Origin of the sequence: Oribacterium sp. FC2011 (assembly GCF_000701645.1) — a bacterium.
Lineage (GTDB): Bacteria > Bacillota > Clostridia > Lachnospirales > Lachnospiraceae > Oribacterium.
This window is the reverse complement of record NZ_JNJM01000021.1, coordinates 30,041-49,903: the sequence shown is the minus strand read 5'-3', so window position 1 is coordinate 49,903 and position 19,863 is coordinate 30,041. Positions and strand designations below refer to the sequence as shown.

At 42.3% G+C, this 19,863-nt stretch carries 16 protein-coding genes; 15 read left to right on the top strand and 1 reads right to left on the bottom strand.

Translation table 11 applies throughout. From position 1 onward, the window contains the following. Window positions 1-2: 2 nt before the first annotated feature. The 8 genes from T357_RS0114605 to T357_RS0114570 all read left to right on the top strand — a co-directional run bounded on the left by T357_RS0114605 (window position 3) and on the right by T357_RS0114570 (window position 9,372). The gene (locus T357_RS0114605; RefSeq protein WP_031554202.1) at window positions 3-1,214 is read left to right on the top strand and encodes a glycosyltransferase; all 1,212 of its coding nucleotides are present in this window, start codon (window positions 3-5) and stop codon (window positions 1,212-1,214) included. A 52-nt stretch (window positions 1,215-1,266) separates the two neighbouring features. After that, complete coding sequence (locus T357_RS0114600) at window positions 1,267-2,436, top strand: glycosyltransferase (protein ID WP_031554200.1); 1,170 nt, start codon at window positions 1,267-1,269, stop codon at window positions 2,434-2,436. A 22-nt stretch (window positions 2,437-2,458) separates the two neighbouring features. Then, a complete protein-coding gene (locus tag T357_RS0114595; protein ID WP_031554198.1) occupies window positions 2,459-3,583 on the top strand; it encodes a sulfotransferase family protein in 1,125 nt (374 codons plus the stop codon). 23 nt (window positions 3,584-3,606) lie between these two features. Then, window positions 3,607-4,425: a pyridoxal-phosphate-dependent aminotransferase family protein gene (locus tag T357_RS19425; protein WP_330373134.1), complete on the top strand. Its 819-nt coding sequence runs from the start codon at window positions 3,607-3,609 to the stop codon at window positions 4,423-4,425. Beyond that, complete coding sequence (locus T357_RS22085) at window positions 4,398-4,673, top strand: pyridoxal-phosphate-dependent aminotransferase family protein (RefSeq protein ID WP_330373133.1); 276 nt, start codon at window positions 4,398-4,400, stop codon at window positions 4,671-4,673. Before T357_RS19425 ends, T357_RS22085 begins: the two co-directional genes overlap by 28 nt. Window positions 4,674-4,722: 49 nt before the next feature. After that, window positions 4,723-5,781 carry a pyridoxal phosphate-dependent aminotransferase gene (locus tag T357_RS0114585; RefSeq protein WP_031554196.1) on the top strand — a complete coding sequence of 353 codons (1,059 nt, stop codon included), beginning with the start codon at window positions 4,723-4,725 and terminating at the stop codon, window positions 5,779-5,781. Between the two features lie 59 nt (window positions 5,782-5,840). Then, window positions 5,841-7,163 (top strand): Gfo/Idh/MocA family oxidoreductase, encoded by a 1,323-nt coding sequence (locus tag T357_RS0114580; RefSeq protein WP_031554193.1) that lies wholly within the window; start codon window positions 5,841-5,843, stop codon window positions 7,161-7,163. An 865-nt stretch (window positions 7,164-8,028) separates the two neighbouring features. Further along, a complete protein-coding gene (locus T357_RS0114570; RefSeq protein ID WP_031554187.1) occupies window positions 8,029-9,372 on the top strand; it encodes a VanZ family protein in 1,344 nt (447 codons plus the stop codon). A 182-nt stretch (window positions 9,373-9,554) separates the two neighbouring features. On the opposite strand, the gene T357_RS0114560 is transcribed toward T357_RS0114570, so the two are convergent. After that, on the bottom strand, window positions 9,555-9,800 hold the full coding sequence (locus tag T357_RS0114560; RefSeq protein WP_031554181.1) for a type II toxin-antitoxin system Phd/YefM family antitoxin: 246 nt from the start codon (window positions 9,798-9,800) through the stop codon (window positions 9,555-9,557). Window positions 9,801-10,020: 220 nt separating this feature from the next. Between T357_RS0114560 and T357_RS0114555 the strand changes: the two genes are divergently transcribed. The 7 genes from T357_RS0114555 to T357_RS0114525 all read left to right on the top strand — a co-directional run bounded on the left by T357_RS0114555 (window position 10,021) and on the right by T357_RS0114525 (window position 19,862). Further along, on the top strand, window positions 10,021-10,326 hold the full coding sequence (locus T357_RS0114555) for a type II toxin-antitoxin system RelB/DinJ family antitoxin (protein ID WP_031554179.1): 306 nt from the start codon (window positions 10,021-10,023) through the stop codon (window positions 10,324-10,326). Next, window positions 10,323-10,643 carry a type II toxin-antitoxin system RelE/ParE family toxin gene (locus tag T357_RS0114550; RefSeq protein ID WP_031554176.1) on the top strand — a complete coding sequence of 107 codons (321 nt, stop codon included), beginning with the start codon at window positions 10,323-10,325 and terminating at the stop codon, window positions 10,641-10,643. The genes T357_RS0114555 and T357_RS0114550 overlap by 4 nt, the downstream gene beginning before the upstream one ends. A 145-nt stretch (window positions 10,644-10,788) precedes the next feature. Further along, the gene (locus T357_RS0114545; RefSeq protein ID WP_031554173.1) at window positions 10,789-11,499 is read left to right on the top strand and encodes a LytR/AlgR family response regulator transcription factor; all 711 of its coding nucleotides are present in this window, start codon (window positions 10,789-10,791) and stop codon (window positions 11,497-11,499) included. Between the two features lie 87 nt (window positions 11,500-11,586). Then, window positions 11,587-12,879 carry an ATP-binding protein gene (locus T357_RS0114540; RefSeq protein ID WP_031554169.1) on the top strand — a complete coding sequence of 431 codons (1,293 nt, stop codon included), beginning with the start codon at window positions 11,587-11,589 and terminating at the stop codon, window positions 12,877-12,879. 203 nt (window positions 12,880-13,082) lie between these two features. Further along, complete coding sequence (locus T357_RS0114535; RefSeq protein ID WP_031554166.1) at window positions 13,083-15,080, top strand: glycoside hydrolase family 2 protein; 1,998 nt, start codon at window positions 13,083-13,085, stop codon at window positions 15,078-15,080. A gap of 34 nt (window positions 15,081-15,114) precedes the next feature. Further along, window positions 15,115-16,644 carry an MFS transporter gene (locus T357_RS0114530; RefSeq protein ID WP_031554164.1) on the top strand — a complete coding sequence of 510 codons (1,530 nt, stop codon included), beginning with the start codon at window positions 15,115-15,117 and terminating at the stop codon, window positions 16,642-16,644. Window positions 16,645-16,658: 14 nt separating this feature from the next. Further along, complete coding sequence (locus tag T357_RS0114525) at window positions 16,659-19,862, top strand: glycoside hydrolase family 3 C-terminal domain-containing protein (protein ID WP_031554161.1); 3,204 nt, start codon at window positions 16,659-16,661, stop codon at window positions 19,860-19,862. Window position 19,863: the final 1 nt, after the last annotated feature.

Below are 19,863 nucleotides of genomic sequence, written 5' to 3'. Positions count from 1 at the left end.
CTATGAATATAGCATTAGTTTTTGATGGTCTACAAATAGGAGGTATTGAGCGGGTAGGGGGGGATTACGTTCGCCTTCTTAATGAGCTCGGTCATTCAGTAACTGTCATAAATCTTTGCCCACAATTGAATCAGATGGAATCGGAAATGCCAGAAGGAACTAGAATAGAGCATGTTTCATTTCCTCGAATAGTCTGTCCGGAACAGTATGCACAGCTGGTGAAACGCAATCTGCTTGGTCGGTTTATTTATCCTATGGCAACGATTGCCCTTGGTACCGTAGATGAAGTATACAAGGTAATTAGCCGAATGTATCCATTTCTAAAGGAAGAATATGATATTGCAATTGCTTTTTCCGGGCACTTTAATGATCTCACCTTTGTTGCAGATGGATTCATAAGAGCAAAAGCGAAGATATGCTGGCTACACGGAGCCTTATATGGATACCTGATTACCTCAGATGGATTTTACAATCTTTATAAGAAGATTCGGAATCTTGTTGTCCTTGTAGATGACGCACAGGATGAAGCTTTAATTTATAATCATCAGAATGCATTCAATATTCATAAGATTTACAATCCGACATACATAGCAAATAGAACTGTAGATGAGGATGAAGTGAAACGATTAAAGGAAATGTATGGTGATTTTATGATCATGGTTTCGCGCTTCAAGTATCCTCATAAGGATCAGTTTACCGTATGTGATGCTCTGGAAAAGTTGGTGAATGAATACAATTCAAATCTTCACCTGCTTTTTATCGGTGATGGACCGGATGAACAGAGAGTCAAAATGCATGTAAGTAAAAAGGATGAGCGGGTTTCTTCTCACATTCATTTTATGGGCGCAAGAAGTGATGTGCAGAATTATTATGCTGCTGCAAAGCTTCTTGTGCACGCAAGTGTAGCTGGAGAAGGACTTCCGACAGTGATGATTGAGGCTCTCTCTTACAATCTGCCGATGGTAGTAACAGATTCTAAAGTTGGCCCTCGGGAGATTCTCGGAAATGACGAATACGGCCTCCTATGCAAGGTTAAGGACTCTGATGATATGGCAAGAAAAATTTATCGGCTACAAACTGATGAAAGACTGTATCAGAAATATAAGACATTGAGTGGAGAAAGGCTGGAAGCTTTTAAGCCTGAAACGATAAAGATCCAGCTTCAAGCGATGCTGAATGATATGATGGCAAAAAGCCATGTGGGGGGGTACTAAGTAGTATCGAAAATAGCTGCTTTGTAACAGAAAGATGTTATGAGGTGGCTGCATGAACATAGTATTTGTATTTGATGGCTTGCAGGTCGGCGGTATCGAAAGGGTCGGAATCGATTATATAAAACTGCTTATTGACCGGGGACATAAAGTATCAGTTGTCAATGTTACACCTGCGCTAAAAGATCTGTATCATCAGTTACCAAAGACCTGTGAGATTCATGAGATCTCTCTTACTCGTTCCATGGTTCCCTATCGTTATGCAAAAGGCATAGAGAAAGGGATAAAAGGTGCTATAGCTTATGCTGGAATTAGTACTGCGTTGACCATCTTGAATGCACTAAAGCGAACGATTATAGAGCCAAAGCTGAAGTCACTAGCAAACACAGATGTTGTGATTGCTTTCTCTGGCCATTTTAATGACCTGATGTTCGTTGCATCCGGATATCTTCCAGGAAAAAAAATCGCATGGCTTCACGGCTCGGAATTCGAATACAAAGTCATTTCAGATGGATACTTTGCTTTATATAGAAAGATAAAGAATCTGGTATGTCTCTCTGAACTCTGTGACATCACTTGCAAGAAGTTTAATGATGAGAACGGAATACGAAAGGAACTGATCTATAATCCAATCCTCATCAAAGATAAAGAGATAGATGAGGAAAAGGTGGCGAACCTGAAAAGCAAGTATGGCCGTTTTGCTTTAATGGCAGGACGTCTGGCACCAGATAAGGACCAGAAGACTGCTATTCTTGCGATAAAGCATCTTAATGAACAGACAGATAGAACAATTCATTTGTTGCTCGCAGGGGATGGTGTAAACAGGAAAGAACTCGAAGAGTTTACGAAAAACCAGAATGCTTCAGAATATATTCACTTTTTAGGTAACTGTCTTGATATGCAGAACTATTATTCAGCAGCATATGCATATGTCCATTCTAGTCCTATGGAAGGTTTACCGACAGTATTGCTTGAAGCTATGGCATATGGTGTTCCGATAGCAGCTACTGACAGTATTCCCGGGGTGCGTGAGATCCTGGGAAACAATGTATTTGGCCTTATTAGTCCGGTGGGTGATCAGAGAACACTGGGAGATAATATTGGAAAAATATATGACGATAGTTTGCTTAGAGAGATGCTTAAGGAAAGAGGCTACGAAAGAATAAAAGATTTTGCTCCCAACAAAGCTGTTAATAAGCTTGAGCATTTGATAAATGAAATTTGAAAATGAAAGAGAAGGATAGAGAATGTATATAGCAGTCACAGGATATTTTGGTTCTGGTTCATCAGCAGTATTAGACTTACTGTCTGAATACAGGTGCAATGGAACAGGCTTAATAGAAGACAAAGGCGGATATGAACATAACACCTTATATTTCCCCGGTGGGATATTTGACCTTGAAGATAAGCTGTTAAAAAATAATGACATACATCGTTCGGATGAAGCGTTAGCGACCTTCAAAAGAGAAATGATGCGGCTTAATAATAATAATTTTGGATGGTACGGATCATTTCGTGAACTGTTTGGAAATCAGTTTGAAAAAAACTTAAATCAATTTATAGATGATTTACATCCTTTTAATATTGGTGTTCGCTACTATGGTCAGTGTGAAAAAGTGATTTTTAACCCTTTAAAAATTCCGGTACAGCTTGCTGCAAAAATTCTGGTTGGAAGAAATATCTATAAATGGGGAAGACAATTCGTCTATAACAGTGTCAAGCCGGGAATGACAGTTGCATTTCCATCGGATGAAGAATTTTACACAGCCGCGAAAAGATTTGTGAAAGCCTATTTAGAGATGTATAGGGAGCCCGGGAAAGGGAACATTGTATTTGATAGGCTCCTATTATGCCATAATTTATATAGAATCCCACATTATTTTGATGACGATTTCCGAATTATTAGAATGCAAAGAGATATCCGTGATGTATACATATTTAATAAGTATTTATGGAAAGAAATCCATGCAGGCTCTATGTATCCTTTTGAGATCGACACATTTGTTGATTATTGGAGAAGAGTAAATGCATGTGAACAACCATCCGATGATTATAGGATTCTTACAGTCAGCTTTGAGGATCTCATTTATAATTATGAGGAGACGGTGGAGCGTATTGAGAAGCATTGCAGTTTGAAACCGGAAGATCGTACTGCTTTCAAAAGTTTTTTTGATCCCGCAAAGTCTATTAAAAACACACAGGTTTATAGAATCAGTGATAAATGGAAAGATGAAATCAACAGACTAGAGAAAGAATTCAGTGAATATACTTATCAGTTTCCTTACGAGATAGAGACGAGCATTTCTGATATGTTTGATGACTCACGAGTAAAGAAAAAGAAGGGATTGCTGAATGTCATTAGGCGCATATGAAAAATGAGAGGAAAGAAAATACTATGCTTAACTTTACAGTAGGACCGGTGATGTCCGATCCCGACATTATTGATGTTGCCAATCACTCAACACCATATTTTAGAACATCGGAGTTCTCTGAGATCGTCAAAGAGAATGAAAGACTGTTCTTGGAATTCCTAAAAGCGCCTGCTGGTTCTTATGCCGTATTTCTCACGGCATCCGGTACCGGCTCCATGGAATCAGCCGTAATGAACATTCTGAACAGCTCAGATCGAGTCATCGTTATCAATGGAGGCAGTTTTGGTCAGCGTTTTGTTGAACTCTGTGAGCTGCATAATAGGACCTATACAGAGGTCAAATGTGAGTTCGGTCATCAGCTAAAAATCGAACAGTTGAGTGATTTGGAGGATTACACGGCTCTGCTTATCAACATGCATGAAACATCATCAGGTGTTCTCTATGATATGAAAATGGTGTCAGAGTTTTGCTGGGAGAATAATATCTTACTCATAGTTGATGCCATCTCCGCATTTCTATCAGATGATATTGATATGGAGACCCTTGGAGCCGCTGCGGTGATTACAGGATCGCAGAAAGCTTTAGCTGTTCAGCCGGGAGTGTCTCTTATCGCTTTGGCTCCTACGGCAATAGACCGAGTAGAGAAGAACAAGGAAGTATGCATGTACCTCTCACTTAAACAGGCACTAAAGAATGGGGAGCGTGGACAGACACCATTCACTCCCGCAGTAACTACACTGCTCCAGATTAATAAGCGATTAACCCAAATTTCAAATCGAGGGGGGTACTGCAGGAAAGGAAGAATATCGCCTCTGTGGCTGAGGACTTTAGAAACAGCATAAAAGATTTACCGCTTGAAATTGTTTCGGAGTCCCCATCCAATGCAGTTACCTGTTTGAGACCTGTTCACGGCGGAGCTAAAGAAATTGTGAGAATCCTAAAGGATGAATATAACATTTGGGCTTGCCCGAATGGCGGTGAAATGGCGGATGTGGTGTTCAGAATCGGACACATTGGACACATTACATCGGAGGATAATCACAAGTTGATAGATGCGCTGCATGATATGAATCGAAGAGGGCTGCTGTGAGGCAGGTAATAGGACTCCGAAAGAGGTTAAAAACCTCGGAAGGAGAATTATGTACTATTTAGATCCTAAGGTAGAGAATCTATATCGCATCTTTGATCAGAATGAGAGAAAGGATTATCTAAGGCTCGATCTTAACGAAAACCCGGGAGGACTTCCACAGGAATTCATTGAGAAAGTGTTATCTGATGTAACTCCACAGTTTGTGGCACAGTATCCTGAAACACTGCATTTTACGGAAGTGCTGGCGGAGTATCTTCATACCGACATCAGCCACCTATGCCTCGTCAACGGATCAGCTGAAGGCATCCGTTACATCATTCAAGCATTCACAAGCGAAAACGGTAGGATTGTCGGAGTGGTTCCTTCTTACTTCATGTTCCAGATATATTCAGAAATGTATGGGCGCGAGTTTGTTAAGGTTCCATATAATGACGATCTGAGCATGGATGTGCAGAATATAATTGATGCCTTGACAGACGATACGCAGCTCCTCATTCTTCTCAATCCTAATAATCCGATGGGTAATGTGTACTCAGATGAGGAATTTGAGAGGATTCTGAAGGTGGCGCAGGAAAAGCAGATCAACATTCTTATTGATGAGGCGTATCACTATTTCTACCCGAAGACCTTTATCAAGTATGCACTCGAGGGTGAGCACGTGTTTGTTACCCGAACCTTCTCTAAGCTGTTTTCCATGGCTGGATGCCGTCTTGGTTATGTAGCAGGATGCCCGGATGGGATTAAGATGGTTCAGAAGTTGTGCACACCACACAATACAAATGCTTTTGCGATGAAGTTTGCGGAAGCTGTCTTGACCACACCGGGGATGCTTGATAGCTTGATTCAGAACTTTGAAATTGGTCGAAAGTATCTGATTAATTGGTTGGACTCAGATGGATATCAGCATAAGGGAGAAGCCGGAAACTTCATCTTTATCAAACCTAAGACTGATGCGCAAACTATAGTGGATCGGATGAAGGCGGAAAAGAAGATTCTGATAAAGACATATCCGAATGTCGGAGAGTTTGGAAACTGTTTGCGCGTGAGCATCGGCGAACAGAAGTATATGGAGCAGTTTACAGCAGCACTGGGAGAATTAGACAAATAAGACCATATCAGGGACAGCCATGGCTACCTGATACCGCGTAACTACAGAAGGGAGTCTATATGGTCAAGGTAATTACATATGGTTCATATGATTTGCTTCACTACGGTCATATTAGGCTGTTGGAGAGAGCAAAAGCACTAGGAGATTATCTTATTGTTGGTGTAACATCTGATGATTATGATAAAACCAGAGGAAAAATAAATCTGCAACAATCCCTTATGGAAAGAGTCGAGGCAGTCAGAGCAACAGGCCTTGCGGATGAGATAATAATTGAAGAATATGAAGGGCAGAAGATTGACGATATTAAGAAATATGATATCGACATTTTTACTGTTGGTTCTGATTGGGATGGGTACTTCGATTATCTTAAAGAATACTGTAAAGTGGTCTATCTTCCGAGAACCGATGGTGTTTCAAGCTCAGATATAAGAGAAAAGAAGAGGTTAATAAGGCTGGGACTTCTTGGTGATGCAAAGTTTTTGAATAAAGTGTGGGCTGAGTCGAAGTCCGTTAATGGAATTCATATTACAGCAGTGTGTACAAAACATCCAGAGGTTCTTACGTTAGAAGCAAGAGCTGAAATTGGATTTGTAACAGATGACTACAATGACTTCTTGTCTGCGATTGATGCTGTATATATAAGATCGTTACCCCAAAATCATTATGAACACATTAGAGTAGCTTTAGAAGCAGGAAAGCATGTGCTCTGTGAATCGCCCTTAACTATAGATAAAGAGCAAGTAGAAGAATTAATTAAGTTGGCATCTGAAAAAAATCTCATTTTAATGGAGGCAATTAAAACAGCATACGCTACGGCCTATTCTCGATTGTTGCTGATTCTTAAAGGCGGCAAAATAGGAGATGTAGTTTCTGCCGATGCTACCTGTACAAGTATGAGAGAAAATGAAGAAGGTATAGAGTGGAATAGTATCCATGAGTGGGGACCAACGGCACTGCTTCCGATATTTCAGATTCTTGGTACAGACTTTAAGCAATGCTCGATAGTATCTCGTTTTGATAAAAAGGGACGTGATTGCTTTACAAAGATAGACTTTGTTTATGACCATAGCGTAGGTTCTATAAAAATCGGTGATGGAGTCAAATCAGAAGGGGAATTGATAATTACAGGCTCAGAAGGATATTTATATGTTCCAGCTCCATGGTGGAAAACAGATTATTTTGAAGTTAGATACGAGGACCAGTCAAAAAATAAAAGATATTTTTATCAGCTTGATGGAGAAGGCATTAGATATGAATTGGTCTCATTTACAAGGGCAATTGAGCGAGGAAAACTGAATCCAGAAATAAATAGAGATGTTACACTTAAAATAGCAGATGTCATGGAACAGTTCGAAAAGCGGAGAAACATGGTAATGATTTGATCCTCGAATGCGGCGTGTTCCCAAAGTGGCCCCAAAAAGCGGAGAAAACGTGTAAACTTAAAAAAGAGTATAACAACATAACCGGTAGCAAAAAGCTGCTATCGGCAAGATTCGCGTTATATATTCAAAAACTGTCAGATTTTTTGCCGGTGAAAAAATGTCAAATTTTAAATAAATAATTCATCGGATAAGAAACGATGTCCAAAAACTCAGGGTACTTTTGTCCCGTCAATCGTTCTATAGCACTTGTTTTCTCCCGCTCACTACAACGGGAACGATGCACATTGGTACCGTGTAGTGCGCCCATGTAGGACGCTTTAGATAATGGGTGGAAACCCCATACGGAAAGGATTAACCAATTCACCGTTAACGAGTCTTGGAGCCGAAACGGTAACGTTAGGTTTAAGCGTAGACAGTTAGGCAATAGGGACGGACATTGAGCACCGAAATACTCAATTTGGAGGGTGATGCTGTTACACGAGCAGAAGCCAACATGTGCGTAATCGTTTTGGTGAGAATACGTACACTCCGACGGTGTCGGGAAGAACCGTTCATTTTGCACAATTATTCAGCGTCGAATGTGGAGAGCCTGTTTGCTCCATATCAGCTCCGATTAGTGTGTGGGGCAATAATGTATAAGTGGTATGCCAAAGTAACCAGAAAGGAAACGAGGCAAACGGCAGGCAGTCGGATGGCCGAATAGTACCTTAGATGATGCGAAATCCGTTAGGTATATGCATCGGAGGGAAGTCGAGAACGGGAAAGTAACCTCCTTTTCCAGGCATACGGAACACAAACCGAGTGCCTGGCACGTTTAAAACAATTAAAATCTTGTGGGTAGCTTCTGACTTTTTGGTAACGACTTATGAAAAATATCTTGAACCGGATGATCCGTGTGATTCCGATTTTAGTGATAATAATTATCACATTCATTATGAATATAAAGAATCCCACCCGGAATTCAGCCGAACTTTCGGAAGAAGAGACGAGTACAGAGGATTATGTTCGGACTGACTACGTTGATTCTGAAGGGGATATTTCTTTTGCCGGAGACAAGGGTTATGCTACGGTTATTAAAACGAAACAAGATGGGCATGTGGTTCTGGAGCAGTATTTTGATGAAAAAGGGAAGCTTACAGTCCTTCCGGCGGGTTATGCACAGATATCCCGGGTGTATGAAGACGATCTAAACATTGAAATAATTTATCTTGATGTACGGAACCAGCCTGTTGTTGTCAGCAGTGGTTATGATACTATCCGGAGAACATACACTGAGGCCGGAAAAGCAGACATTGACACATATTGGATCGGAGATCAACAGGTTCGGCGGAAAGAGGGATACTGGCAGTATCAGAGAAGTTATGATAAATCCAGCCGTATATGTGAGGTGCGGTACCTGGATCTGGAGGGTAATCCGGTGAGGAATACTTCAGGCTATGCTTTGATCCGAAGGACTTACATTGCCCCGGCAACTATCGATATGTACTTTGATGAGGATTTGAAGCCTGCAGCATCTACGTTAGGACAGTACGGAGAGATGACTGAAACTGTGGATGGTACGATAATTACCACATATCTGGATGCCGCCGGTGAACCGGATAACACGATCCGTGGATATGCAATAGTTAAAAGAGAAGGTACGAGGACTTTGTATTATGACAAAGATGGGAATCCCGTGACTATTGGCAGAAGCCAGTATGGAATTGAAAAGGTTAACGGTCAGAACGTTTACCTGGATGCAGACGGAAAGCAGATGTTCAGGATTGATAACATTCTGAATACGAGACCGTACCTGGTTTTGATTTTTGGCGTTCTGATGACGATGGTTGCAATCTTGGTTCGGGGCAAAGTAAAGGTTGTATTCCTGATTTGTTATATCATTTTCATAGGTATCATGACTATCGCTTTCAGGGAGTCCGGGAACCGGAGAGCTGTATTTGAACTGTTCAAATCTTATAAAGAATTTATGATTTCACCAACGACCAGGCAGGACATATTGAACAATGTCTGGTTGTTCGTGCCACTCGGAGCGGCATTGTATGATCCGAAGCATCGGCTCAGATGGTTTTGGGCTGTTTTGCTTAGTGTCGGAATTGAAGTGTTGCAATATTTTATCGGGATCGGGCTTTGCGAACTTGATGATGTATTCAGCAACGGACTGGGCGCTATGATTGGATATGTGGCGGCATATAGCTTTGGTGCTTTATAAGGAGGATTAAAGGAAAGAGCGCTTTGATGATCTTTGATCGACACCCAGAATTTCGAGAAAGAAACAATCGCCATTTTTGGGCAAGAGGTTGTCAGGATACATTATGAGTTCTTTAGCCTTTTGAGGCAGATTGGGATTATCGCCTATCGCCCATAAAGCAATGTGGGTATCGAGCAGAAGGTTCATAGGTCACCTCTTGTAAAAAGGTCGGCAATGTAATCATTATCTGCATCAAAATCATCGGGCATTGTGAATTTGCCTTTAGCGATGCCGATTCGGTTTGAGACCGGCTTTTTTTCGATGGCGGTCATCTTTACGACAGGCGTTCCGTTTCGGGCTACACGTATCTCATCTTCGCGATTCGTTTCGATCAGGCGGATGAGTTTTGATAAATCAGTTTTGGCTTCAAGGACATTTACCTGCATCATAACACTGCACCTCCCATATTATATGACTAAGCAGACCAGACTGGTCTTCTTGACTAAAGTATAAGGGGTGCGGATAAAAAACAGCAAGTTAAAGATTCATTAACTGTGTGGAAATTAGATCGTGCAAAAAACAATTAGAATCGACATTCAGTGAAGTATAAAGGTATCTTGCATTGTAACGCAAACTGCGTTACAATGAATAAAAGGAGTTGATATACATATGGAGAAAACAGCAACACTTAATTTACGAGTTAATCCTACAACGAAAAAATCAGCTGAAGATGTGCTTTCACGTCTGGGAATTCCTATGTCTACAGCTATTGATATGTATTTAAGACAGATTACGCTTACAGGTGGAATTCCTTTTAAGGTTTCATTACCTCAGGCACCGGATGTTATTAATGCAGATCTTATGACGACTGCAGAGATTCATGCAAAATTGCAGGAGGGCTTTGAGGATATTGAAGCTGGACGAGTACAGGATGCAAAGGCAGCATTTGCAGCTTTTAGAGAGAGCCACAGATGAGAGAATATCCTGTAAAAATTACTGAGAAAGCATTGCGTGATATGGATGGGATATATGAGTATATCGCAGTAAATCTGCAATCACCGGAAAATGCTATGAGACAGTATAACAGAATAGCAGATAATGTTCTTGGACTTGGCTTCTTTCCCGAGAAGTTCAGACTGGTAGATTTTGAACCTGAACGCTCACAAGGACTTAGGCGAATGCTGGTAGATAATTACTCGGTATTTTATGTATTTGAGGAAGAGATTGTCACGGTAACCAGAGTATTATACAGTGCCTCTGATATTGAAAGGCGACTGAAAGAAGATAAATAATTTTCGGTTGCACTTTGCGAAAAGTCTTGGAAACATCAGGGTCAGGCAATTTATGCTTGATTATCCGTTGTATGTATGAATGAGGACATTTGCCTTTCATCCCGCTGGCGTTAAAGAACGAGAAAACATATTGGATGGAGTCTTTATGAAACAGTACAGAGTGGAAATCGTAGAAGATGACCTGGAATATTCGCAGTTCCTTACCCGGTGCCTGGATAAATATGGTGCGGAAAAAGAGATCGCTTTTTCCATCAGGTCATACAGCAAAGCAGAGAGCTTTCTTGAGGATTACAAGAAGGCCTGTGACATTGTGTTCATGGACGTAGAACTTGGAGAAGGCTTTTTGAATGGAATGGAAGCAGCCAAAAAGCTTCGGGTACTGGATCCTACCGTGCTCCTGATCTTTGTCACCAACATGCCTCAGTACGCTCCTGAAGGCTACAGCGTGGATGCGCTTGATTACTGTCTTAAACCCATAAATTATAATGATCTCAGCGTAAAGCTTGACAAGGCAGTAAGGGTTCTGTCTCAGAGAGACGGGATTCCTGTCAGGATCAAGGACAAGAATGGGACTAGGATCGTGTCATCAGGTGATATCATGTACATTGAAGTCATGGGGCATGACCTTATGTTCCATACTATAAGTGAGGTCATAACCTCTTATGGGGGCCTTGGAGAGAGGGAAAAAGAGCTTTCAGGTGCAAATTTCGCCAGATGCAGCGCCTCAGCTCTCGTCAATCTCTCATACATAAGAGGGCTGTACGGCGATGAGATAGAAGTTGGTACCGACAGGATCAAGATAGGAAGGTCAAAAAAGAAAGCATTTATGGAGCAGCTTAATACCTATCTTGGATGATATCTGTTACGGCATCCGGAGAAACATGTGTGAAATTACTTTACCTCACTATCGGTGCCGTGGCCGGCCTTAGGAATGGAGACTGTCATGTTAAATGCGGAAATGCTAAGTAAATTCGAAGCAATAGGATACATCATAGAAGTTCTGATCGCGGAACTTCTATTTTTGCATGCTTATAAAAAGAGAAATCTCTTCTGGGTCAGGTTTCCGGCAGCTGCCGTTATCGCCGGCATCATAGCTTCAAGTATTACTTACCCTGCGGCAAGTATCGCCATATACAGGTTTATGTTTTTCTTTTTCTTAATAGCTTTGACGGTAGGGGTGATGCTGTTTTGCTACAAAGGTAACTCTTTTTCCATTGTATCTTCCTGTATAGCCGGAGTTGCAACGCAGCACATAGCCTTCAAACTGATGACGATCATAAGTCTGATCCCTTCTATGAGTATTCTTTTGGAGATCAGTGTGATCTACAGGATAATAGTGGAGGTACTGACCATGGCGGTGGTCTATACCATAGTATATTTTATGGCTGCAAGAGCCCAGGTTCCGGATAGGGGGAGCATAAGGCTCAATATTTTATCCGTCATTGTTGTACTCATATGTATCGGGGTCAACAGACTGGTGGCCGATGCGAAGGGCTTAAGCAATGAAGTCATTGTGGCCAGCAGCATTTACGCGATCCTGTGCTGCAGCTTTGCTCTTTCTATCCAGTTCTATCTGCATAAATGGCAGCAGGAAAAGGCTGAATCGATGGTCATAAAGGGGCTTTTGTCGGCATCTGAGAAACAGTATGAGCAGTGGAAAGAGATGGTCGAGTTCAACAATATCCAGATGCATGATCTTAAACACATGCTTAATCATATAGAGCATTTCGCTGGTAAAGAAAAGACTGATATCCCGGATCTTTCACCTATAAGGGAGTCTATAGAAAGTTTTGCGCCTATCGTAAGAACCGGCAATGATGTGATCGACGTACTCCTTCGCAATATGGGAGCTCTTTGCAGGCAGCAGGGGGTCAGGCTTAACTGCGTAAGCTTTACCGATAAGCTTGATAAGTTTGACAGTATGTCGCTGTATTTTCTGTTTGGCAATGCTATAGATAACGCCAGGGCCGGCGCTGCCACTGTGTCGGACAAGGAGAAAAGACTTGTGGATGTCAGCCTGAAACAGTTTGGCGATTCGGTTATCATACACGTCTGGAATTATTTTGAAGGAGATATCACCTTTGAAGATAAGCTTCCCGTCAGTAAGGATCTCGAAAACGGACATGGTTTCGGGATAAAGAGTATAAAAGTGATAGTCGATAAATTCGGAGGAGCCTTTAAAACACAGGTAGAAGGCGATGTATTTCATCTGAATATCATACTTCCACTCACATAAAACACCTATATAACTTAATATCAGACCTTTGAGAAAGATGCATCTTTGTGCATCTTTTTCTTTTGTACATAAATAAGTTCAGAGACATGTAAATTATGTTGTGAAAAGTGTCGATTATTCCATCTCGGTTGAATGGGATGTTGTGAAATTGTTATGATGTGGACGCTGACAGGAAACTGCAGAAAACGATAAGGAGATAGTTCATGCGAAGATTTTTTTCCCTTAATAAGGACTGGCATTTTCAGATAGAAGGTAAATACGACGAAAAGGTTGACGTTCCTCATACCTGGAATGCAGTTGATGGTCAGGATGGCGGAAATGATTATCTGAGAGCATTGGCTGCCTATGAAAAGACATTTGACGCGCCTGTTTTTGATAAGGACAAAGAGCGCGTTTATATACAGTTTGACGGAGTTAATTCAGAAAGCACTGTTTATCTGAATGGAGAAGAGGTGATCCGCCACGAAGGGGGATACTCAACCTTCAGAAAGGACATAACAGATCATCTGAAAGACAAAGATAATTATCTTAAAGTTTTGGTGGATAACAGGCCAAATACAAGGGTCTACCCGCAGAAAGCAGACTTTACATTCTATGGAGGAATTTACAGGGATGTAAATCTGCTGGTGGTCAGCAAGAGCCATTTTGATCTTGATCATTATGGAACAAGAGGAATCCGGATCAAGGCAAAGCCTGTTGAAGGCTACAAAAAAGCTACAGCTAAGGTTTATCTCTACGTAAACAGTGACAGCGCTGATGTAAACATTACAGTTCTTGATGCTGATGATAATGTGATCCACGAAGCTAAGATCCGCCATGAAGAAAGAAGAAGTCAGCAGGAAAAGAGTTCCGGTGATGGCAGTTTTTGCCTGGAACATGAATTTACGATCGATGATGTTCATCTGTGGGAAGGCATAAAGAACCCCTATCTTTATCATCTGAAGGCCACCCTGATTGAAGCCGGAGAAGCGGTAGATGAGATAGAAACAAGATTTGGCGTAAGAGATTTTCATTATCATCCAAAGACAGGTTTCTACCTGAATGGTAAAAGATATGCACTTCACGGTGTATCAAGGCATCAGGACAGAAAAGGCCTTGGAAATGCCATAACAAATGAAATGCACAAAGAGGATATGGACCTTATCTGCGAGATGGGTGCCAACACCATAAGACTTGCTCACTATCAGCACAGTCAGTATTTCTATGATCTTTGCGATGAGAGAGGAATGATAGTCTGGGCAGAGATCCCTTACATTTCCGAGCATATGCCTGATGGAAGGGATAACACCATCAGCCAGATGAAGGAGCTTATCATACAGAACTACAATCATCCATCTATCGTCTGCTGGGGAATATCCAATGAGATCACTATCTCAACCAAAAATAAAAAGGACATGATGGAAAACCACAGAATACTTAATGATCTGTGCCATGAAATGGATGATACAAGATTTACAACACTTGCCTGCTATGCAGCGTGCGGACCCTTCAATAAGGTGGCACATATCACAGATACAGTCAGCTGGAATCTGTATCTAGGCTGGTATGTTCCGGGACTGTTCTTAAATGATCTATGGATGAGATTCTTCCATCTGGTTTATCCGAACAGATGCCTTGGCTACTCAGAATACGGATGTGAGGGAATGCCTAACCTTCATTCTGAAAATCCTCACAGAGGTGACCACACTGAGGAATACCAGGCTGTTTACCATGAGTACATGCTGAAGTGCTTTGAAAGAAATCCGTTCATGTGGGCGACACATGTCTGGAACATGTTTGATTTTGCGGCAGATGCCAGAAACCAGGGCGGTGAGCCCGGAATGAATCATAAGGGTCTCGTTACTTTTGACAGAAAGACAAAAAAAGACAGCTTCTATCTCTACAAGGCATGGTGGAGCGAGGATCCTTTCGTGCATATAGCTTCAAAGAGATTTGTACAAAGAACAAAGAGCAGGATAAGGCTCAAGGTTTATTCCAATCAGAATGAGATAACTCTTTTTGCAGATGGGAAAAAACTTGAGACAAAGCACGGAAAGCATGTGTTTGAGTTTGAAGTAAGTCTCGGTGAGATCGGAAAAGAAACTGAGATCACTGCGGTAAGCGGAGCCTTCAAAGACAGCACAAAATTTGTGAGAGTTGCTTCTCCGAATCCGGAGTACAGCCTTAAGGATCAGGGAGATAAAGGGGCAAACTGGACCTGATCCGGAATACAAATGTGAAAATAGGAGTATGAAAATGGGAAATACTGTTACACAGGAAAGGGGCAATAAAGCAAAGCCCTATCAGCTGGTGCTTTTTCCTCTTAATAATGGAGCTACCAATGTCTACTATGTCCTGGTTTTGTCCTACATTGCGACCTTTGGTTCTAATGTTCTGAACCTTGGGATCTTGTTTGCATCCATCATGGTTACGGGAATGAGAGTGTTTGATGCTTTCACAGACCCGATCATCGGTGCACTGATGGACAGGACCAACGGGAAATTCGGTAAGTTCAGACCATTTATGGTTATAGGTAATATCATAATGGCACTCAGCATCATAACGATGTATATGATAACGCCAAATATCCCTGAAAGCATGATGGCTTTCAGATATATAGCTTTCGTGGCCCTTTATGCCATATGGGTTATCGGATATACATTTCAGACTTCCTGCACCAGAGCAGGGCAGACAGTTCTGACTTCCGACCCCTCACAGAGACCGCTTTTTACCATCTTTAATACAGTCGGATCTCTCGCGGGAATGGGAGTTATGCAGTTCCTTGCACCGATCATAAGAGCCAATGTTGCAGACTATTCAAGTGCAAGCTTTTACAGGGTCCTGACACCCATCGGGATCACAGTGTCTATCGTGCTCACAGCACTTGCCATCATCGGGATCTGGGAAAAGGATCAGCCAAAATACTTTGGGATCGGTGGAGCAAAACAGGAGAAGGTCAGACTTTCGGAATACGTCGAGATCCTTAAGAACAATGATCCTATGAAGAGACTTATGATAGCCGGCGCCGGATGTAAGCTGGCTTTGTCCATAGCAACCAACACCACTGTTTTGTGCATGCTCTATGGCTGCATGATGGGGAATTACGATGGTCTCTATCTTCCGATGATGATAGTTGGCTACGTGTTCTCGGTACCGTTCTTTATTTTGACAGTAAGAACCAGCCAGAAAAAGGGGCAGAAAGCATCACTTCTAAGGTATGTATCGGTGGCACTTATGTGCTACGTAGGAGTATTGGTCCTCCTCCTTTTATGGAAAGAGGGCGTGCCGTCAAGGAATCTTTCACTTTTATCTGATGGCAGCGTTTCGGTAAATCTTTATACCGTTTTATTCATCATTCTTTTTGGCATCGGCTATGGAGCTTATTACTCAACGGCTGATATGCCGATCCCGATGGTGGCAGACTGTTCGGATTATGAAACTTACAGATCGGGAAAGTACATCCCGGGAATCATGGGAACGCTTTTTTCACTGGTAGATAAGCTTGTTTCATCACTTTCCGCGACAGTCGTAGGAATAGCTGTAAGCATTATCGGAATACAGAATCTTCCAACTGCAGAAACGCCTTATTCATCAGGCATGAATGCGGTTGTTATCTTACTTTTTTGCATAGTTCCAATGCTGGCTTGGGCAGCAACCTTGATCGCAATGAAGGGGTACGCTCTTACAGGGGAAAAGATGCGGCAGATCCAGGAAGTCAACCTGAAGCGTAAGGAAGCTATCGCAAATGGTATGAGCATGGAAGAGGCTATGAAAACTATAAATTGATAAGGAGAAAGAAATTGAAAAAGACAGGTATTTTCAGAGGACTGGCAGCTCTAATGTCATTTTTACTGTCAATCTCAGTAATAGTGGGTAACACACTGGAATCTTTTTCAACAACTATCGATACGGCTCTTGGTACCCAGAGTGAGATGATGGTTACAGATGACAAAGATGCAGTGTACGACAGGTTCACACCACCTGCTGAACTTTTAAATGAGGATGGAACAGGTAATTCACATGCACTTATCCAGGCTGCTATCGATCTTAACAGAGAGCAGGCAGCAGAAGGAACAGTACTTCTCAAGAATAACGGAGTACTCCCACTTGCATCAGGTGCAAACGTAACATTGTTCGGAATCAGATCCCAGGTTCCTATCCTCGGTTCAAGCTTTGGTGTCAAGGCTTTTGGCGGATTTATAAATCTTGATGAGGCGCTTCAGAACAATGTAACTGATTTTGCGCATCACATCACAACATCTCTTTCTCAGAACTGGGCAACGGGACAGGTTGAGAGAGGATACACAACAGGAGACTGGAGCGGAGATGAGTTTGAATTTGATGGAGCAGGATACAAGGTTAATCCTACCATGACTTCCATCTACACAAAGCTCAATGAGACCTATCTTCACACAGAAAATGCCGGACCTTCCGAAGAGTATGATCCGGGTGAGCCTTCCGTAAAAGAGATTGAAGGTGTTAATGCAGACTTCAAAAACAGTTTTGCTCAATACGGAGATGCTTCGATCGTTGTTATCGGAAGACCAAGCGCCGAGAGTGAAGACTATCTTCCGGGCGGAATAGTTGCCGGTCTTGGTGCAGAAGAGCCTCTTGCTCTTACAACCAACGAGAAGGATGCCATCGCTCTCGCAAAAGAGTGCAGTGATAAGGTCATAATCCTTGTGAACAGTGCATCTGCTGTAGAGATCGGTGAGCTTAAGAATGATCCTGAAATTGATGCGATCCTCTGGATAGGAGCACCGGGAAGCTATGGCCTTCTGGGAGTAGCGGATATCCTTTGCGGAAAGGTATCACCTTCAGGCGGACTTGCAGATATCTTCCCTACCTACAACATGTCTGCTCCTGCAATGCAGAATATGGGTAACTTCTCATATAAGAACGCAGCAGATGTTATCACACGAGAGAACAGCAGCAATTACATCATAGAGGCTGAGGGCATCTATGTCGGATATCGCTACTATGAGACAAGATACTATGATGCAGTTCTCGGACAGGGAAATGCAACAGGAACAGCAGGAACTTATGCTTCAGGATCCGCCTGGGATTATGATGCAGAAGTAGCCTATGGATTTGGATATGGACTTTCATATACTACCTTTGATATGGAGTTTGAGGGAGAGCCTGTATTTAATGTTTCAAAGAAAGATGATGTAACTACAGCAACAGCTACCTTCAATGTGAAAGTCACCAATACAGGAAATGTACCGGGTAAAAAGAGCGTACAGATCTATGGTCAGGCTCCTTATGAGCGGGGCGGAATCGAAAAGAGTGCCATCGTTCTTCTTAACTACGGCAAGACCGGACTTCTTCAGCCGGGAGAGTCTGAGGTTGTATCTGTAGATGTTGATCTTCAGTACATTGCTACATATGACAGCTCTTACGACAACGGAGACGGAACTTACGGATCATATATCGTGGATCCCGGAACATATTACTTCGCATTTGGTAACGGGGCTCATGACGCACTCAACAACATCATGGCTTCACAGGGCGTAGCAGCAGAGAACCTTGTTGGAGAGGCTAATGCTGACTATGCATTCAGCACAGAGATAACAGAGGATACACTTTCAAGAACAGCCTTTGCTTACAGTAAAACGGGCACAAAGATTTCTGATCAGCTTGACTATGCAGACTGGAATCATTTCCAGGAGGGTGAAGTTACTTACTTAAGCCGTGCAGACTGGAATGGAACTTATCCCAAGACATACTCAGATATGACTCTTACAAGTCAGGAGATGATCGATTATCTCAATGGTAAGTACTATACAATTGCGACCGATGATGATACTTCCGGAATCGAATGGGGCAAGAAGAGTGATCTCATGTTTTATGAGATGGCAGGCCTTGACTTTGATGACGCAAAATGGGATGAACTCCTTTCCGAGATGACTCTTGAGGAGGCTCAGTACCTTGCAACCTTTGGCGGCCCAAGTATCCCGGGTGCCGAATCTATCGGAACTGTAGAAACTTATATGACAGAGAATGCCGGTAACGGTATCGCGGTTAACCTTAATGCTTCCAAGGATACAGAAGCCCCATGGAACATCAGTCCGGAAGATCCAAACGGCAACTGGCATCCTGAAGTATTCGGCAGCAGCCCTCTTACAGCAGCTTCCTTTAATCCGGACCTTGCTAAGAAGCTTGGTGAGTTTATAGGTATAGAGTCACTCTTTACAGGTATTCCTATCCTCTGGGGACCGGGACTTAATACACATCGTCATGCTTACAACGGACGTAACGGTGAGTACTATTCAGAAGATCCGATCCTTTCAGGATACACAGCAATGGAATTTGCTATCGGAGCTCTTGAATGTGGTCTGATCGCTGCACCTAAGCATTATGCATTTAATGACCAGGAGACAAACAGAGCGGGCGTTGCTCCGTTTATGACAGAGCAGCGTGCAAGAGAAGTAGAACTTAGAGCATACCAGATCGCTTTTGAAGCAACCAAGTATGATACAGAGGATAATGATGCAGGAATGAGAGGTCTTATGATCTCCTTCTCCAAGATCGGACCGGTTGAGTGTACTGTAAGTACAGGTCTTATGACAGAAATCCTTAAGAACGAATGGGGATTCAAGGGTTATGCAGTAACAGATATCTATGATGACTTTGATCTCTACGGATCGGTTCTTACATCGGGAACAACCTGCTATGACACAAGAGGTATGTCGGGATTCTACGCAGATACAACTCTTACCAGCCCAAGATTTGCTAACCAGGCAGATGGCTCAGCTATCAGCGCAGCAGTCTTTGCAGGCGATGCCAATGCTCAGCAGGCTGTTAAAGAGTCAGCACATAACGTACTGTATGCGATCGCAGCAAGTAACCTTATGAACAGATATAATGAGACAACTCATGTTGTTAAGCTGAACACATGGTGGAGAACAGCTTATCATTCTGCGATCGCTGTAACAGGTCTTTTAACAGCAGTATTTGCGATCCTGTTCGTACTCTCCAAGAGAAAAGAAAAGGAGGATTGAA

Coding starts and splice junctions, on each gene's coding strand:
- T357_RS0114580 (WP_031554193.1), top strand. CDS start 5,841: ATGGTCAAGGTAATTACATATGGTTCATATGATTTGCTTCACTACGGT.
- T357_RS0114560 (WP_031554181.1), bottom strand. CDS start 9,800: ATGATGCAGGTAAATGTCCTTGAAGCCAAAACTGATTTATCAAAACTC.
- T357_RS0114595 (WP_031554198.1), top strand. CDS start 2,459: ATGTATATAGCAGTCACAGGATATTTTGGTTCTGGTTCATCAGCAGTA.
- T357_RS0114550 (WP_031554176.1), top strand. CDS start 10,323: ATGAGAGAATATCCTGTAAAAATTACTGAGAAAGCATTGCGTGATATG.
- T357_RS0114570 (WP_031554187.1), top strand. CDS start 8,029: ATGAAAAATATCTTGAACCGGATGATCCGTGTGATTCCGATTTTAGTG.
- T357_RS0114545 (WP_031554173.1), top strand. CDS start 10,789: ATGAAACAGTACAGAGTGGAAATCGTAGAAGATGACCTGGAATATTCG.
- T357_RS0114530 (WP_031554164.1), top strand. CDS start 15,115: ATGGGAAATACTGTTACACAGGAAAGGGGCAATAAAGCAAAGCCCTAT.
- T357_RS0114540 (WP_031554169.1), top strand. CDS start 11,587: ATGTTAAATGCGGAAATGCTAAGTAAATTCGAAGCAATAGGATACATC.
- T357_RS0114585 (WP_031554196.1), top strand. CDS start 4,723: ATGTACTATTTAGATCCTAAGGTAGAGAATCTATATCGCATCTTTGAT.
- T357_RS0114555 (WP_031554179.1), top strand. CDS start 10,021: ATGGAGAAAACAGCAACACTTAATTTACGAGTTAATCCTACAACGAAA.
- T357_RS19425 (WP_330373134.1), top strand. CDS start 3,607: ATGCTTAACTTTACAGTAGGACCGGTGATGTCCGATCCCGACATTATT.
- T357_RS0114535 (WP_031554166.1), top strand. CDS start 13,083: ATGCGAAGATTTTTTTCCCTTAATAAGGACTGGCATTTTCAGATAGAA.
- T357_RS0114600 (WP_031554200.1), top strand. CDS start 1,267: ATGAACATAGTATTTGTATTTGATGGCTTGCAGGTCGGCGGTATCGAA.
- T357_RS0114605 (WP_031554202.1), top strand. CDS start 3: ATGAATATAGCATTAGTTTTTGATGGTCTACAAATAGGAGGTATTGAG.